Source organism: Mucilaginibacter robiniae, assembly GCF_012849215.1.
In the GTDB taxonomy this organism is placed as follows: domain Bacteria; phylum Bacteroidota; class Bacteroidia; order Sphingobacteriales; family Sphingobacteriaceae; genus Mucilaginibacter; species Mucilaginibacter robiniae.
The window spans coordinates 639,918-657,351 of the sequence record NZ_CP051682.1; the positions used below are offsets into that span (position 1 = coordinate 639,918).

At 42.4% G+C, this 17,434-nt stretch carries 13 protein-coding genes; 4 read left to right on the forward strand and 9 right to left on the reverse strand.

The features are described from left to right. Positions 1 to 27 precede the first annotated feature (27 nt). From HH214_RS02940 to uxaC, 4 genes are read right to left on the reverse strand one after another with little or no spacing between them, the layout of a single operon-like run. A complete protein-coding gene (locus HH214_RS02940; RefSeq protein ID WP_169605926.1) occupies positions 28 to 1,392 on the reverse strand; it encodes an MFS transporter in 1,365 nt (454 codons plus the stop codon). A 22-nt stretch (positions 1,393 to 1,414) separates the two neighbouring features. Continuing rightward, a complete protein-coding gene (locus HH214_RS02945) occupies positions 1,415 to 2,074 on the reverse strand; it encodes a bifunctional 4-hydroxy-2-oxoglutarate aldolase/2-dehydro-3-deoxy-phosphogluconate aldolase (protein WP_169605927.1) in 660 nt (219 codons plus the stop codon). Then, positions 2,071 to 3,114, reverse strand: coding sequence for a sugar kinase (locus HH214_RS02950; RefSeq protein ID WP_211166297.1), 1,044 nt, complete (start codon positions 3,112 to 3,114; stop codon positions 2,071 to 2,073). Before HH214_RS02950 ends, HH214_RS02945 begins: the two co-directional genes overlap by 4 nt. Positions 3,115 to 3,124: 10 nt before the next feature. Next, complete coding sequence (uxaC, locus tag HH214_RS02955) at positions 3,125 to 4,525, reverse strand: glucuronate isomerase (RefSeq protein WP_169605928.1); 1,401 nt, start codon at positions 4,523 to 4,525, stop codon at positions 3,125 to 3,127. 333 nt (positions 4,526 to 4,858) lie between these two features. On the opposite strand from uxaC, the gene HH214_RS02960 reads away from it, so the two are divergent. From HH214_RS02960 to HH214_RS02975, 4 genes are all read left to right on the forward strand, one after another. After that, positions 4,859 to 5,587 (forward strand): DUF6515 family protein, encoded by a 729-nt coding sequence (locus HH214_RS02960; RefSeq protein WP_169605377.1) that lies wholly within the window; start codon positions 4,859 to 4,861, stop codon positions 5,585 to 5,587. Between the two features lie 136 nt (positions 5,588 to 5,723). After that, complete coding sequence (locus HH214_RS02965; protein ID WP_169605929.1) at positions 5,724 to 6,404, forward strand: OmpA family protein; 681 nt, start codon at positions 5,724 to 5,726, stop codon at positions 6,402 to 6,404. 196 nt (positions 6,405 to 6,600) lie between these two features. Then, positions 6,601 to 9,495 carry a DEAD/DEAH box helicase gene (locus HH214_RS02970; RefSeq protein WP_169605930.1) on the forward strand — a complete coding sequence of 965 codons (2,895 nt, stop codon included), beginning with the start codon at positions 6,601 to 6,603 and terminating at the stop codon, positions 9,493 to 9,495. 181 nt (positions 9,496 to 9,676) lie between these two features. Next, on the forward strand, positions 9,677 to 10,009 hold the full coding sequence (locus HH214_RS02975) for a hypothetical protein (RefSeq protein ID WP_169605931.1): 333 nt from the start codon (positions 9,677 to 9,679) through the stop codon (positions 10,007 to 10,009). A 225-nt stretch (positions 10,010 to 10,234) separates the two neighbouring features. Here HH214_RS02975 and HH214_RS02980 read toward each other — a convergent pair whose 3' ends face one another. From HH214_RS02980 to HH214_RS03000, 5 genes are all read right to left on the reverse strand, one after another. Beyond that, positions 10,235 to 10,447 (reverse strand): cysteine-rich CWC family protein, encoded by a 213-nt coding sequence (locus HH214_RS02980; protein ID WP_169605932.1) that lies wholly within the window; start codon positions 10,445 to 10,447, stop codon positions 10,235 to 10,237. 71 nt (positions 10,448 to 10,518) lie between these two features. Beyond that, positions 10,519 to 12,897 carry a ribonucleoside-diphosphate reductase subunit alpha gene (locus tag HH214_RS02985; protein ID WP_169605933.1) on the reverse strand — a complete coding sequence of 793 codons (2,379 nt, stop codon included), beginning with the start codon at positions 12,895 to 12,897 and terminating at the stop codon, positions 10,519 to 10,521. Between the two features lie 126 nt (positions 12,898 to 13,023). Continuing rightward, on the reverse strand, positions 13,024 to 13,998 hold the full coding sequence (locus HH214_RS02990) for a ribonucleoside-diphosphate reductase small subunit (RefSeq protein ID WP_169605934.1): 975 nt from the start codon (positions 13,996 to 13,998) through the stop codon (positions 13,024 to 13,026). A 614-nt stretch (positions 13,999 to 14,612) separates the two neighbouring features. Next, a complete protein-coding gene (locus tag HH214_RS02995; RefSeq protein WP_169605935.1) occupies positions 14,613 to 16,520 on the reverse strand; it encodes a DUF294 nucleotidyltransferase-like domain-containing protein in 1,908 nt (635 codons plus the stop codon). Continuing rightward, the gene (locus HH214_RS03000) at positions 16,517 to 17,221 is read right to left on the reverse strand and encodes a 3'-5' exonuclease (RefSeq protein WP_169605936.1); all 705 of its coding nucleotides are present in this window, start codon (positions 17,219 to 17,221) and stop codon (positions 16,517 to 16,519) included. Before HH214_RS03000 ends, HH214_RS02995 begins: the two co-directional genes overlap by 4 nt. Between the last annotated feature and the right edge of the window lie 213 nt (positions 17,222 to 17,434).

Genomic DNA, 17,434 nt, shown 5'->3' on the forward strand with positions numbered 1-17,434 from the left:
TAACAAAGTTTTATGAATTGTTACAGATTACAAATCGGTGATAGGTCTGAAACGAGGCACTAAAATTTTCATAATTGTCCATGGGATAATGTAGGCTACCGCACAGAATACAAACATAATCAGGTAAGCGGTTTGCGGTGTAGCAGCATAGTGCGTATTCAGTCTGCCTGCCATTTGCTGGATTAGCACCCCGCCTATACCACCGGCCATACCACCAATACCAACTACCGAACCGATGGCTTTTTTAGGAAACATATCGGACACGGTAGAGAACAAATTGGCCGACCATGCCTGGTGTGCCGCAGCACCAATACAGATTACTGCTATAGCCAACGTAGCTGCCGAATCGCCAAATATGGCTTTATCGCCAAAATATTGGGTTGATATTAAAACTAAAGGGAACAAAGCAATAATCAGCATGGCTGTCATGCGCGCTTTATATACTTCCATACCCCGGTTAATGAAGAAGAGTGGAATACTACCGCCAAATACACTACCGATAATAGCAATACCATACACAATAAAGGTAGGCAGCATTACTGAATGTCCGGTAAAGCCAAATTGCTTTTTCAAGTAATCAGGCAGCCAGAACAGCAAAAACCACCACACGCCATCGGTTACAAACTTGCCGGTAAAAAAAGCCCAGGTTTGGCGGTAACCAAACAGCTTTTTCCAGGGCACACTGGTATTTACTTCTTTTACAGCCACATCTTCCGATGCCGCTGCATGTACAGCTACATCATCACTATGAATGAAATCGAATTCTTCTTGCCCTAACTTTTTACTTTTAGCAGGCGTGGTATAAATAGCAAACCAAAAGAACAGCCATATAAAGCCCACTACACCCGTAATAATGTAAGCCAGCTTCCAGCCTTGCTGATAACCAAAATATACTAAGCACCAAGGCACAAACAACGAAGTAACCATAGCACCCAGGTTTGCTCCACTATTAAATATACCTGTTGCTAAAGCACGCTCCTTTTTCGGGAACCACTCGGCTACGGTTTTAATAGATGCCGGAAAGTTACCTGCCTCACCAATACCAAATAAACTGCGTACAAAAGCATGTACGGCCACGCTACCCCCTACAAAAGCATTAAGTATACCAAATATTGACCAGATGATGAGCGATAAAGCCAAACCCAGCTTGGTACCAATTTTATCAATAATGTATCCGGCCAATATAGTTACCGTTGCATAAAAAGCGGTAAATGCGGAGGTTACATCACTGTAGTCGGTATCAGTCCATCCAAAGCCCCCCTTGGCAACGGGCATACAGAAAAATTCTTTCACGTAGCCGATTACCTGGCGATCCATGTAGTTGATAGTGGTTGAAAATAGCAGCAGGGTAACAATTACCCATCTGTACTTTCCGATGCTGGATTTTTCCATGTAGTTGTCGTAGCTAAAGTGTTTACCGGCTGGTTTGAACTAACTCAATAGCCTTTTGTGTGTCATTAAATAACTGATCGTATAGTTTGTCTTCCAGCACTTTTTTGCTGACAAGTTTGCTCCCCATCCCTACTGCACATACCCCAGCCTTAAACCAGGTAGCTATGTTTTCAGCTTCCAGTTCTACCCCGCCGGTTGGCATAAATAATTGGCCAGGAAACAACTCTTTAATAGAGCTTAAAAACGCCGGACCTAAAATATTGGCCGGGAATAGCTTAATTAAAGCGGCATCATTGCATTGAGCAGTGTAGATTTCGGTAGGCGTCATGCAGCCAGGTATCCATAGCATGTGCTGATCGTGCGCCATACGGGCTACCTCCGGGTTCACAATAGGCGACACAATAAAATCAGCACCTGCAGTAATAAAAGCATCTGCCTCATTAATTGATTTTATGGTGCCAATACCCAAATGCAAATCAGGCATTTCGGCCTGTTGTAATTCTTTCAGTTGTTTGAAATTTTCCAGCGCGGCTTTACCACGGTTGGTATATTCAAATACACGTACACCCGCTTTGTATAGGGTACGCGTAACTTCCAGGCTTACTTCTGCATTTTCATAAAAGAACAGCGGCAACATGCCCTGGGTTAAAATACTATCTAAAACTTCTTGTTTGCTTTTCATGGTTTAATAGCTTTTTCAATTTCGTCCACGCTTTTGTTGGTGGCATCGCTGTTTACAAATAATTTGGTAAAAGCAGCAGCAGTGGCAAAATCAATAGTTTGTTGCGGGGTGTACTGGTTGTAGAAGCCGTATATTAAACCGGCCATGTAGCAATCGCCGCTACCTACTTTATCTACAATATGCTCGGCTTCGTACTCACCCGATTGGTACAGTTTTTCATCGGTGTATAAAACCGTATAGTACTTAACGTTGGTGTTATTGGCATCAAACCTAAAGGTGTTAGCTACTGCTTTACACTTCGGGTATTGCTGCATAATAGCCTGCGAGGTATTTTGCGCCTCTTTCAAGTACACGCTTTTTTGCCCCGACTCATGAATATCCGGTATTACCGGAATGCCCAGCATGGTATCGGCCGCCCAGACGTTACCCATTACCACGTCACAATAAGGCAGCAAGCCGGTCATTACATCCTGTGGCGTTTTGCCGTACTGCCATAACTTAGCGCGATGATTTAAATCAACCGAGATAGTAATACCCTTACGTGAGGCTGCCTCCAATGCTTCTTTACACACATCAGCCACATTTTGGCTGATGGCTGGGCAAATAGCGCTAAAGTGGAACCAGGTAATACCGTCAAGCACTTTATCCCAATCAATCAAGCCGGTAGTCAGGTCGGCAAAGGCCGAATGGGCACGGTCGTAAATCAAGGCATCATGTTTTAAATCCTGCCCTTTGGTTAAAAAGTACAAACCAATGCGCTTTCCATGGTACAGAATGGATGAGGTATCAATATCCTTATCCTTCAAAAATTCAATAACCTGAGCCGACATGCCATTTTGCGGCAATGCCGTAAAGTAACGGGTTGGCACATCCCATAAAGCCAACGCCGTAGCTACATTCAATTCGGCACCGCCTACAAAAACAGGCAACGAGTTGTCTCGCAACCATTCGCCGTCGGCATCAGGTGTAATACGCAACAGCAGTTCGCCAAAAGATAAAACCGAACCAGTGCTGTAATTTTTTTCTAGCAATTCACTCATTTAAAATCAATTAAAAGGTGAAATAATTTTTAGCGTTATAGTAGCAAATATCCTGAATGATTTTGCCAGTCCATTCAATGTCATTAGGTAGCTCACCATTTTCAATATCTTCACCAAACAAGTTACATACCAAGCGGCGGAAATATTCATGGCGAGGGAACGACAGGAAGCTGCGCGAATCGGTAAGCATACCGATAAAGCGGCTCAATAAGCCCATGTTGGATAAGGCATTGATTTGCTTGGTCATGCCATCTTTCTGATCCAAAAACCACCAGGCCGAACCAAACTGTACCTTACCAGCTACTGAGCCATCATTGAAGTTACCGATCATGGTAGCCATCAACTCATTATCGGCCGGGTTCAGGTTGTAGATGATGGTTTTAGCTAATTTATCTTCGGTATCCAGTTTATTCAGAAATTTGGATAAAGCTCTGCCTTGGCTAAAATCACCAATAGAGTCAAAGCCTGTATCAGGACCTAGTTTAGTAAGCAAGCGGGTATTGTTGTTGCGCAAAGCACCCAAGTGATATTGTTGAACCCATCCTTTTTCATGATCCCAAACGGCAAAATGAAACAACATAGCTGATTTAAACTTCAAAATTTCGCCCGGCAGCAAAGTTTCGCCTGCACGTATTTTGTTGAAGATGGTTCTGATTTCATCATCTGTATAATCTTCCGCATAAATTTGCTCCAAGCCGTGGTCAGATACTGAGCAGCCGTTTTCTGCAAAAAAGTCGTGACGGCTTTTTAAAGCTTGCAAATAGTTGTCTATATTATCAATCGAAGTATTGGTTACTTCGGCCAGTTTATCTATGTAAGCATTCAAGGCAACAGTATCATCGGCATTCATGGCCTTATCAGGACGATAAGCCGGCAGCACTTTTATAGCTGCGCCACTTTGCTTAAGTTGCTGATGATATTGCAAATTATCCAGCGGATCATCTGTAGTACAGATGGTTTCCACATTCATCTTTTTAATTAAGCCTTGAACGGAATATTCAGGGGTTTGCAACTTGGCCGTACAATCATCATATATTTTTTGAGAAGTATCAGGCGTTAGCAAATCATGCACATCAAAATAGCGTTGCAATTCCAGGTGCGTCCAATGGTATAGTGGGTTTCTTAAGGTATAAGGTACGGTTTCGGCCCACTTTTCAAATTTTTCATAATCGGTTTTGCTGCCGGTTATGTAATCTTCATTTACGCCGTTGGTGCGCATGGCCCGCCATTTATAATGGTCGCCGTAAAGCCAAACCTGGGTAATATTTTTAAAGTTCAGGTTTTGCGCAATCTGATCGGGCGGCAAATGGCAGTGGTAATCAATTATTGGTAAACCCTTAGCGTACTCATGGTACAAACGTTGAGCAGTTGCTGTTTGCAGCAAAAAATTCTCATCTAAAAAGTTTTTCATATTTCATAAGGCAGCACTTGGCGGCTGCATTTTGTTTTTCAGGTTACAATGGTAAACTCAATTACTGTGTAATTGGCCACAGTTACTAAATGTCATTTCAACAATTATTCGCAAGTTTAACAGATTTTACAAATAAGGCACTATAAACAGCTATAAAAATTTGCGCAAACGTTTGCTTAACTTTTTTGAAAGATAATAAACCTAATATAATTTAAGAAAAATCGGGCATAAAGATTAAACCTTCTGCTTATCAAAAAGTCTAATATAGCAACTTACTTGATCCCGGCAGCATACTATTTACAAGGCTTGCAGCAGATAGGCAGAATTACAATCATGAAAAAGTTATTTCAATATTCAGGTCACTTATTGTTAACCGGTGCGCTGGTTACCTTATTACATACAGGTGCTGATGCACAACGTGGTTTTCATGGCGGCGGTGGTTTCCGTAGCGGCTTCGGCGGAGGTTTTCGTGGGGGCTTTGGCGGCAGCATACATCTTGGCGGATACGGTGGCGGCTATCGCGTTTTAGGCTATCCGCGTATTGGCTTCAGCATTGGTGTATTGCCATTTGGCTATTATCCGTTTTTTATCGGCGCTAACCAGTACTATTATGCTGATGGTATTTTTTATCGTCCTTATGGTGATGGTAACTACCAAGTAGTAACACCACCGGTAGGTGCCGAAATCCCGAAACTGCCTTCGAATGCCAGTTCAATTGTTATTGACGGGCAACAGTATTATGAAGTGAACGGTGTTTACTACAAACCCCGCCAAACCAATGATGGCAAAACGGTTTATGTAGTAGCCGGTAAAGATGGCGTTTTAGATACTACGGTTAATAATGATAACATGAGCAACAACGCCGGCAACATGCTACGCTTAGGCGATATTGTAGATGAGCTACCTGCCGACTGCTCAAAAATTAAACTAAACGGTAAAACCTATTTTGTATCCCCTGAAGGCATCCACTTTGAGGAAATAAAAGATGATAATAACAATACAGCTTACCGTGTAGTAGGCTTGCCAGACGAGGATGATAATTCAGAACAGCCTTCTAATTAATAATTATTAATAAGTTTTCACTTTAAAAAGGAGCGTTGGTTACAATGCTCCTTTATTATTTATACACCTTTTTTAAAAACTGGCACTGGGTTTGCAAGCTACACGCTTGTAACATTCACTTTACATTCACAACATTATGAAAACATTGTCATTCAAAACAGCCATTGTGGGCGTAGCTATGGCTGCGGCTGCTTTTATCAATCCAGGCTGTAATTCTTTAACTAAAACACAAAAAGGTACAGCTATTGGTGCTGGTGCCGGTGGTACTATAGGTGCATTAATTGGTAAAAGTGCTGGTAATACAGCTTTAGGTGCTATTATTGGTGGTGCTGTAGGTGGTACAGCTGGTGCATTTATTGGTCGCAAAATGGACCGCCAGGCTGCCGAAATTAAACAAACCGTACCGGGTGCTACTGTAGAACGTAGCGGCGAAGGTATCCTGGTGAAATTTGATTCAGGTATTTTGTTTGATGTGAACCAAACTGCCTTGAAATCAGCAGCACAAAACAATTTACAAAACCTGGCTACTACCATGAACAACAACCCGGAAACCAATATACTGGTTGTAGGCCATACTGATAATACCGGCAGTGCAGCGCTTAATCAAGATTTATCGGTACGCAGAGCTGAATCAGTAAAATCATACCTTACTACTAATGGTGTAAGCGGTTCCCGCTTAGCTACCCAAGGCAAAGGCTTTAGCGAACCTATTGCTGATAACAGCACCGAAGCCGGCCGTGCACAAAACCGCCGTGTGGAAATTGTTATTGTAGCTAACGATAAGCTTAAACAAGAAGCTAAACAAAACGCTGGGTAATTCATCCCCATCTATCATAAACAAAGCCCTTTTTGATGTTATCAAAAAGGGCTTTGTTTGTTATTGCGCGAAAGTATTTTTAGTTAACTAATTCTAAATTTTCAACACTCACGAAAAAAACTTTTAATTATTCCATTTTCTCTTTACGTTTGAATTTTTTGTTGCTGTAGCTTACATAAATTTTTTACCAGTACTTATGCTACGTGTTGACAGCAGCAAACCATGCCAATTAATTTACTCGCTTGCCCGCCACGAGTACTTGTCGTGGTTGCTTGAGCCTCACATAGTTCAGCTCAACCCCAACGGCGAGTTCTCACTCACCCACCAACGTTTATTTTCCAATACAGCGCAGGAGTTCAGTTCGTGCATCAGCGAGAGCGATGTTAAGCTTATTAAGTTGCTGGAAGATATTGAACAGGGTAACATTATTAAAAAGTACTACAAAAAACCCCTGCGACCTTACGAGTTTTTCAGTCGTATTTTCAATGAGCAGCTGTACGAAACTATTCGCCCCAAAATTGAAAAAAGGCTAACAGAAGCGCTGAGCCAAATGCGTGATAAACAGATTTACCTGATGAGTAAAGAAGGCTATCCTGCCGGCCGGAAGCTGCATATAGCTGACGAGGCAGCTTCGGTATTGTTCCATTTCAAGCGGAACGAAACGGAAGTGCGTTACTACCCTACCATCAAGTACCAAGGCATGAAAATTGAATTCATGTTTAAGGGTGCCGAAATTGTGTGCAACCAGCCAGCCTGGATGATGCTGGAAGATACCTTATATTACTTTGACCGCGAGGTGGAAGGTAAAAAACTGCAACCCTTTTTAAACAAGCGCTACATAGGCGTTCCGCGCAGTGCCGAGCAATCGTACTTTGAAAAGTTTGTAGCGCCGTTGATTGAAAAGCACCACGTACATGCCGAAGGCTTTACCATCAATACCGAAAAACACGAAGCCACACCGGTAGTAAAACCCATTTATGTAGAGGGTGGCATATCGCAATTGCAATTGTATTTTAGATATGCAGGTTACGTATTTCCGTATGGAGATGGCCGGCAAATTTCGGTTAAAATGGAACGCAACGGTGATGATTACATTTTTCATCGCATTAAACGTTCGGTAACCTGGGAGAAAAATAAGTTGCAACAACTGGAAGCGATGGGCCTTATGCCTTCCTCTTCACTGTTCCAGAACCTGGAAGTTAAACCTGAACATGAAGATACCGACCGGGCTTTTTCGGTATTTGAATGGTTGAATACGCACCACGACGAGCTACAAACAGCCGGTTTTGTTATTGAGCAACCTGAAGGGCAAAAACGTTACCTGTTTGGCAATACAAAAATTGACCTGCAGGTAAAGGAAAATAATGATTGGTTTGATATTTACGCCATCGTTCATTTCGGCCCATACAAGATACCGTTCATGGAACTGCGTAACCATATTCTGAACCATAAAAAAGAATTTGTGCTGCCTTCGGGAGAAGTCGCCGTAATTCCGGATGAGTGGTTTGCCCAATATGGCAACCTGCTTAACTTTACCGAGGGCAATAAAGAACTAAAATTACGCAAACACCACATCGGCCTCATTAATGATTTAGCTGAAGGTGAACTGGCCAGCATAACCATTAACCGTAAGCTGCAAAAGCTTAGCAACTTTGAAGAGTTGGAAGAAGTAGCTCCGCCGGTAAATTTTGCCGGTAGCCTTCGCCCTTACCAGCAAGCGGGCTATAATTGGTTCCACTTTTTAAAAACTTACCATTTTGGCGGCTGCCTGGCTGATGATATGGGTTTGGGTAAAACCATACAAACGCTGGCTTTACTACAAAAAAACAAGGAAGATGCCGAGGCCATTGATGCTAAAACTACTTCCCTGCTTATTATGCCTACTTCGTTAATTTATAACTGGATTAACGAAGCCCACAAGTTTACCCCACAGTTGCGCATTATGGTGCATACCGGCGCATTCCGGTATAAATCGCCGGATGTGTTTGCGAATTATGATGTGGTGATTACCACTTACGGCATCAGCCGTATTGATGCAGAACTGCTGAAAGCTTTCTTCTTCGACTACGTAATTTTGGATGAAAGTCAGAATATCAAAAATCCATCGTCCAAATCATACCAAGCCGTAAGGCAGCTCAAATCCAGGTTTAAGCTGATTTTGAGCGGCACGCCGGTTGAAAACTCGGTGAACGATTTATGGACGCAGATGTCGTTTATCAATCCGGGCTTACTGGGCAATCAGCAGTTTTTTTTGAATGAATTTGTTACCCCTATCGAAAAAAAGAAAGATGAAGATAAGGCTCGCAAACTGCAAGCGTTGATTAAGCCCTTCGTGCTGCGCCGTACTAAAGAACAGGTAGCTACCGAGCTGCCACCCAAAATTGAAAACCTATTTTACTGCCAAATGAGCGACGAGCAATCGGCTGTTTATGAGAAAGTAAAATCAGAGTACCGTAATGAATTGCTGCAAAGCTTGGAAGATGGCACCTTTGCCCAAACCCAAATGCAGGTATTGCAAGGGTTGATTAAACTGCGCCAGATTGCCAACCACCCCTCCATGATTGACGAGGCTTATGAAGGTGATTCGGGCAAGTTTGAAAACGTGGTGCATACCCTCGCCAACGTGCTGGATGGCGGTCACAAGGTGCTGATCTTTTCGCAGTTTGTAAAGCAATTGGCTATTTACCGGCATTACTTTGAGCAGCAAGGCATTGCTTACACTTATTTGGATGGCAGCACGCAAAACCGCGGCGAGGTGGTAAAACGCTTTCAGCAGGATGCTAAAACACGAGTATTCCTGATTTCGATTAAAGCTGGTGGCGTGGGCCTGAACCTAACCGAGGCCGATTATGTATTTATTTTAGACCCGTGGTGGAACCCGGCGGTGGAACAACAGGCCATTGACCGTACCCACCGTATTGGCCAAACCAAAAACGTGTTTATTTACAAATTTATCACTAAAGATACGGTAGAAGAAAAAATTCTGGCGCTGCAACAACGTAAGCTCAGCGTAGCCCGATCACTCATCACGACTGAAGAAAGTTTTATTAAATCACTTTCGGCAGAAGATATCAGGGAAATATTGGGATAACGATTACAATGGGGCATAAAGTTATTGCCAATAAAGTATGAACATTTACCTGATCATATAAAGGTGCGCTGCTATTTCAATGATAGCCTACTAAATGTTTTTTGCTTGTCATTAGTTAGTATTTGCTCAAACGCTGGCCTATATTTTTTGTTACAACAGGACATTTTGATTGTAACAGCTTATGCGCACCGCTAAAATTATACGTCATCGTCATAAATATCATCATTACCTGAATGATGACCTGAAATCGGTTAAAGAAGAAACCTTTTTTAAGATCGTTTTTTCTGAACCGGCCGAATTTGATCAATTTAGAGAATGGATTGCCCAGCATGGCGGCGAATACAACTACAATAAAGACGAAAGCCGGCAAGAAGGTAAATTCCCGAAAGTGCCCATGTTTCATGATGAAATTTGCTGGTGCGATATCATGACTTACTACATACTGCATGTAGCCGGATATAAATATCATTCTTCTATACACCCGTATAAAGGTGAGGTGTATGTGAAGGAGTAGTAGATAGAATCAAGAGTATAGAGTCAGGAATCAAGATAACATAAAAAAAGCACGTCATTGCGAGCAATAGCGTGGCAATCTCTGCATTGGTAGGCAAACGTTTATTCTTGTCAGCGCAGAGGTTGCTTCGTTCCTCGCAATGACGTGTTTTTATCTAATTTCTTTTGTTACAGTAAAAGGACAGATTTTGTCTTGGTTCTTGGCTCTATACTCTTGATTCTTCAACTAGTACCCAGATTCCTGGTATTCTTGCTGTAATTCGCGCAAACAGTTTACGCATAGGCATCCATCGTATAGTTCGCTTACGTACTGTACCTCGTTAATGCTAAGCTGCACCTCACTGCACTGGCATTTGGTGTACGAATTAGCTTTACATTCAAAAGGCGCACGGCAGCGTTCGCATTGAATAATTTCGTGCTTTTGAAAAACGATAGACATTATACAAATATAAAAAGCCTTGAAGTGCGAAACTTCAAGGCTTAGTCATTTTATAATAAAAGGTTGATTGCTTATGCAGAGCAGGTCACGCAACCTTCTTCCATAGAACAGGTTGGGCCAGCTGGAACATCGTCGCTCATTTGGGCAACCTGGGCCGGAATAACCGGATCCATGTTTTTGCCACCTTGGTTTTCGATTGTAAACTTAACTGCTTGTGATGCAGCTTGGGTACGCAGGTAATACATACCGGTTTTCAAACCTTTTTTCCAGGCATAGAAGTGCATCGAAGTCAGTTTTGATGCATTCGGTGCATTGATGAACAAGTTTAAAGATTGTGACTGGCAGATATAAGCACCACGGTCGGCAGCCATATCAATGATGTTACGCATCTTAATTTCCCAAACCGTTTTGTACAGTTCTTTAATATTCTGCGGAATTTCAGCAATATCCTGTATAGAACCATTAGCGCTGATGATCTGATCTTTCATGCGGCTGTTCCACAAACCTAAATCTACTAAATCACGCAACAGGTGTTTGTTCACAATGATGAACTCACCACTCAATACACGGCGGGTATAAATGTTAGAGGTGTAAGGCTCGAAACACTCGTTGTTACCTAGAATTTGTGAGGTAGATGCAGTAGGCATAGGTGCTACCAGCAGGGAGTTACGTACACCATGGTTCATTACATCCAGACGCAGGTTTTCCCAATCCCAACGGCCGCTTTCTGGTGTTACACCCCAAAGGTCGAACTGGAATTTACCTTGTGATAGCGGTGACCCTTTAAAGGTTGCATAAGCGCCATCCTGAATAGCCAGGTCTTTTGAAGCAGTCATGGCAGCAAAGTAGATAGTTTCAAATATCTCTTTGTTCAGCTGTTTAGCTTCCGGGCTTTCAAACGGCATACGCAGGCAGATGAAAGTATCGGCTAACCCTTGTACCCCTAAACCAATTGGCCGGTGGCGCAGGTTAGAATACTCGGCCTCTTTAACCGGGTAATAATTGTTGTCGATAATCTTATTCAGGTTCAACGTAGCCTGATAAGTTACTTCATATAATTTATTGTGATCGAAAGCACCGTCTTTAACAAAGCGTGGCAATGCCAGTGAAGCCAGGTTACAAACCGCTACTTCATCAGCAGAGGTGTACTCCATAATTTCGGTACACAGGTTAGAGCTTTTGATAGTACCCAGGTTTTGCTGGTTTGATTTGCTGTTAGCAGCATCTTTATACAGCAGGTATGGCGTACCGGTTTCTACCTGAGCATCCAGTATAGCAAACCAAAGTTCTTGTGCTTTTACTTTACGACGGGCGCGACCTTCATTTTCGTACTGCGTATATAAAGCTTCAAACTCAGCACCGAAACAATCAGCTAAGCCTGGTGCTTCATGAGGGCAGAATAAGCTCCAGTCTTCGTTAGCTTCTACGCGTTTCATGAATAAATCACAAATCCACATGGCATAGAACAAATCGCGGGCACGCATTTCTTCTTTACCGTGATTTTTACGCAGATCTAAAAACTCAAACACGTCGGCATGCCAAGGCTCCAGATAGATAGCGAACGCACCTTTACGTTTACCACCACCTTGGTCAACGTAACGGGCAGTATCGTTAAACACACGTAGCATCGGGATAATACCGTTGCTGGTACCGTTGGTACCGCTGATGTATGAACCGGTAGCACGCACATTATGGATGCTTAAACCGATACCGCCAGCACTTTGTGAAATTTGTGCGGTTTGTTTCAGCGTATCATAAATACCTTCAATGCTGTCATCTTTCATGGTTAATAAAAAGCATGACGACATTTGCGGCTTAGGTGTGCCAGCGTTAAATAAGGTTGGGGTAGCGTGGGTAAACCAGCGCTCACTCATTAAGTTGTAAGTTTTAATTACGCTGTCAATATCCTGTTTATGAATACCTACCGATACACGCATAAATAAATGCTGTGGGCGCTCGGCAATGCGGCCATCCAATTTCAGCAAGTATGATTTTTCAAGGGTTTTAAAGCCGAAATAATCAAAGCCAAAATCGCGGTCGTAAATAATGTTACTGTCCAGTATATCAGCGTTTGCCTCAATTACATCCCAAACATCATCAGCCAGCAAAGCTGCGTTGCGGCCGGTTTTAGGATCTTTGTAATTGTACAGCTTACGCATCGTTTCAGAAAACGACTTGATGGTATTTTTATGCAGGTTTGATACAGCAATGCGTGATGCCAGCAAAGCATAATCAGGGTGTTTAGTGGTTAATGAAGCTGCAGTTTCAGCAGCCAGGTTATCCAGCTCGGAAGTGGTTACCCCATCGTATAAGCCTTCAATTACTTTTTTGGCAACATCCACCGGATCTACCAGATTCGGGTTCAGACCATAACATAACTTTTCGATCCGCGCGGTAATTTTATCAAACTTTACCGACTCCGTTCTTCCGTCTCTCTTTATTACAAACATGGTAGTATGATTTTAGTATTTAGTAGCCAGTATCAAGTAGCAAGACTTTTACCGGCTGATTTATGTTGAATTTGATTATGAGCTTTATTAATCGTGATACTTGATACTAAGTACTTGACACTTCTTTTAAAAATCCTCGTCTAGTGAAAAAGCTTGGCTAGCAGGTTGTGCGTTCATGACGCCGCTTTTTTGGTAATCACCAACGCGTTTTTCAAAGAAGTTGGTTTTACCTTGCAGAGAAATCATCTCCATAAAGTCGAACGGATTAGTAGCGTTGTATACCTTATCATAACCTAGTTCTTGTAACCAGCGGTCGGCTACAAACTCGATGTACTGGCTCATCAGTTTGGCGTTCATGCCAATCAAGTTTACCGGAAGCGCATCGGTGATAAATTCTTTCTCGATTTCTACCGCGTCGGTAATAATCATGGTAGCTTCCTCTTTACTTAACTTGTTTTGCAACATGCTGTACAGCAAACAGGCAAACTCACAGTGCATACCTTCATCACGTGAAATCAGCTCGTTGCTGAAGGTTAAGCCTGGCATTAAACCACGTTTTTTAAGCCAGAATATAGAGCAGAAACTACCGGAGAAGAAGATACCTTCAACCGCAGCAAAAGCTACCAGGCGCTGAGCAAAAGTACCATTGTTGATCCAGCGCAGGGCCCATTCGGCTTTTTTCTGAACACATGGAACGGTTTCAATGGCATGGAAAAGACGATCTTTTTCCACCGGATCTTTCACATAAGTATCAATCAGCAGCGCGTAAGTTTCGGAGTGAATGTTTTCCATCATAATCTGGAAACCATAAAAGCAACGGGCTTCTGGCACCTGCACTTCACTCATGAAGTTAACAGCCAGGTTTTCGTTTACAATACCATCGCTAGCGGCAAAAAAAGCCAACACGTGCGAGATGAAATGGCGTTCGCCATCGTTCAGGCTCTCCCAGTGTTTCAGGTCATCCGACAAGTCGATCTCCTCGGCCGTCCAGAAGCTGGCTTCATGTTTTTTGTACATGTCCCAAATAACCGGATAATTGATTGGAAGGATCACAAACCGGTCCTTGTTCTCTCTTAGTAATACTTCGTTTTCCTGACTCATAACCTTATCTTTCTAATCTCTTTTTAATGTCTCAAACGTTGGCAGACAAGTTCTCGACTCAACCTGTTATTGAGTTTAAAGATTCTGCTGCATGATGTTGATTATTAACAATCGCTTACACCACTCCTGGCCTGCCACAACAGATTATTGGGCTGCCTTTTTTTATTTTTCAGAACTAACATGTACGGATTGATTACCCCTTGTTATGTTCCGGTAAATCAAATGTACGTACTAAGTACATTTCGATTTTCATGCTGTTTAATGTAGTTTTTCACATGCCTGAAATAGTTATTAACATTCGTGTACAGAACTTTTTCTGTCGAAAAGTTATCCACATTCAAGGGTTTTGTAAATCAACCAATTAGACTAATATTAATTAAAGTATGTTGGTAAAGTGGATAAGTTTGTGAAACCTTTTTAATTAAAAATAACGCAAAACTACGATGACGATGCTATGACAATGCATTGATGATTAAGCTTTTGGATGCTTCAAACAGGAAAAGCTAATAGCGAGGTGTTGTCCACGTTCAGACAGGTTAACTATGCTGATTTATATTCAAAATCAAACATGAACACTTTAGAAATATCCATTAAAATCGTGGATATTAGCCAGGCTAGCCCAGCAGATTACCAGTAAACTCCATTTTGATTTTAGTCTGGAAGTTATCGATGATTTTAAAAATCTCTTTTAAGGCTACTCGTTCAATTTTTGTCAGATGCGAGATGTCAATGTAATTATCGGGTTCGCTTTTATCCTGTATAATTTGAACCGCCTGCTTTTTCAGGCGCATACTCATTAAGAAATAATAAGATTGCGAAAGCTCGTGGTAAGCGGTTTCACTAAACACCTCTAGCTGGATCAGGGCTTTCAGGCGCTCGCCGGTGTTTACTTTAAATACCCGGTGCTTCAGGGCATACACCCGCACCAAATCTACAATCGGCGTCATGGTTTTCTTAATATCAAACACCTCACGCTTGCCTTTGGTAAACGTACGGATGGTGTTGAAGAAAGTAAGCGGCGGTACGTACTGCAAAGCGTTTTTAGCCATGTTTACAAAAAGCTTTTCCATCGGCTTTTGCAGCTCTTCGTTCAGAAAAGCTTTTAGCTCATCCATAATGGCCGGCTCGCCATAGATTAAGCGACAATCAAAAAAGGTAGAAAACTGAATTACCGTTTCAGGCAATGACTCGGCCATCCAGTTCAGGTAATTTCTTTTCCAATGCGATAGCGAGTGCGTCCATTTCGGGTTTTGCGCCATGTAGCCGCCAGTGCAATACACAAAGCCAATACTGTTTAAACGATCAGATACGCGCTGTGCAAAGTCCAGAAAATAAGCACGCACTTCTTCACGATGTTCATTAGCCTTATCTTCATAAATAATGGCATTATCCTGATCGGTTTTAAAGGTTTGCTCTTTACGGCCTTCGCTACCCAGCACCATAAATACAAACTTGGCAGGCGGCTGCCCTACCAGAGCTATTACATCCTCAATTACTTTTTGAGCGATAGTATCGGCAATAGTGGTAATTACCTGATTGGCAATTTGCGCATTCACGCCACGTTCCAGCAGTTGATTGACAAACTGTGGCACCGATTCCCATTTACGCTTCAGTTCCTCATCAGATACGGCCGATTTTACCGACTGGATAAATACTAGCGGCGATTGTGCCTGCTCGCTCAGTAGTTTATTACGGCTTAGAAAACCTACGTATTCACCTTCTTTACGTACCAGCAAATACCGTGTTTTGGTACTGAACATCATCAGTATGGCTTCGTACACATAAGCCTGGGCATCAATGGTAACTATAGGGTTTGCCATTACGCTGCTTACCGGCGCGCTGGCATCTTTAAGTTCGGCAATTACGCTATCGCGCAAGGTAATATCGGTTACATAGCCTACAATTTGCTGTTGCTGATTAGTTACAAACAAACAGCTTACCTTACTAGCTGCCATGTGGCGGGCAGCCTTATAAATCGGCGTCTGCTCATCGCTCTGTACGATGGGACGATATTCCACGCTTTCAATTTTGCGCGAGTACAGCTGATCGGCTGCTGCATAGCTTTCTTCAAACACAGCCGGACGCTTAAAAAAATGTACAAACTCTTCGTTCTGCATCCGTTTGCCAAACTCGGCTGTAAAGTACAGGAACAAGTCCTCGTAAGTTTTACATAGCTCCCTAAAATCTCGACGATGCAGAAAATAAACTACAGTGCCTTTTTTAGCGATTACTGTTCGTAACGACTGACGACGGTTCAACAACACCGATACCCCACCGTAGCAAAAACCCGGATAATGATGTTCTACCAATCTTCGGTTTTGTACACTATCGTAAAAGAAAGATTCATACTCCCCTTTTACAATAATATCTACTCCTTTTAGCTTGCTAACCTCCTGCTCATAAATAACCTTGTCTTTTTTATAGCTGATTTCCTCCAACCGTTCGGCTACTTCCTGTAGTACCTCATCAGGCAGTAAATTAAACGGAGCTGATTGCTTTAAAAATTCGACACGTTCGTTCATAAAGTATGGGCTAATATCATTATAAGCAGCAGTATAAATACCGGCATCACCAAAGTAAGCAAGTTACCCGATAAGACCCGCAATTTCCTGATACTCGGATGCGCATCCTGCTGGGCAATCATTTTTTCGGTAATCTCGGTACGCTTCAGCAGTTCAAAAAAGCAATCGGCAGTAGCTTTGGCATCACATAAAGCATCATGCTGATTTTCCAATGGCTTATAAAACAGGAAAGCATACAAATCGCCCAGCAACAAACTTTTAGGCATCGGTGTCCAGGCCAGTTGGGTAGTAGCCAACATGGTACAAAATACCGGCAGATTAGTTAACGGGTTCGGCAAGCTAGCGCGGTAAAAATCGGCGCTCAGTACATGGTAATCAAACTGTACAAAATGGCCTACTACTAAAGGTTCATACTGTTTTAAATCTTGCGTAAGCAGTTCTAACACATGCTTGCGGTCTTCCCCTTTAACCGCCAGAAAACCGGAGTTGATACCATGAATCTCGATTGCTTTAGGCGTTATAAAAAAATCGGTATTGCGGATGTAATGGTTCTCGCGTTTAATTTCCTGCCCATCTTTGGTGTACACCAGCCAACTGATTTGTACAGCCGAAGGCCAGTTGCCCTCAGTAGAATAAGGCAAAGTCCAGTTTACCGGCAAGCCGGAGGCCTCGGTATCCACAAATAACACATAATCGTTCACGGTAAAGCAGTATAAGTTTACGTACCCAAACTGCGCGAGAACTTATAATTGGTTAGTAGTGCGGCAGTTTTGTGTTGCAAGTTAAAAATAAGTGACAACATATTCAGCAACAAACCTGCAAGCCAAATTGTTGTAAAATAAAAAAGCAAAAGCCCTGCTGAATGATCAGCAGGGCTTTATATAAACTTATAGATTTATCTTGCACATCGTCAT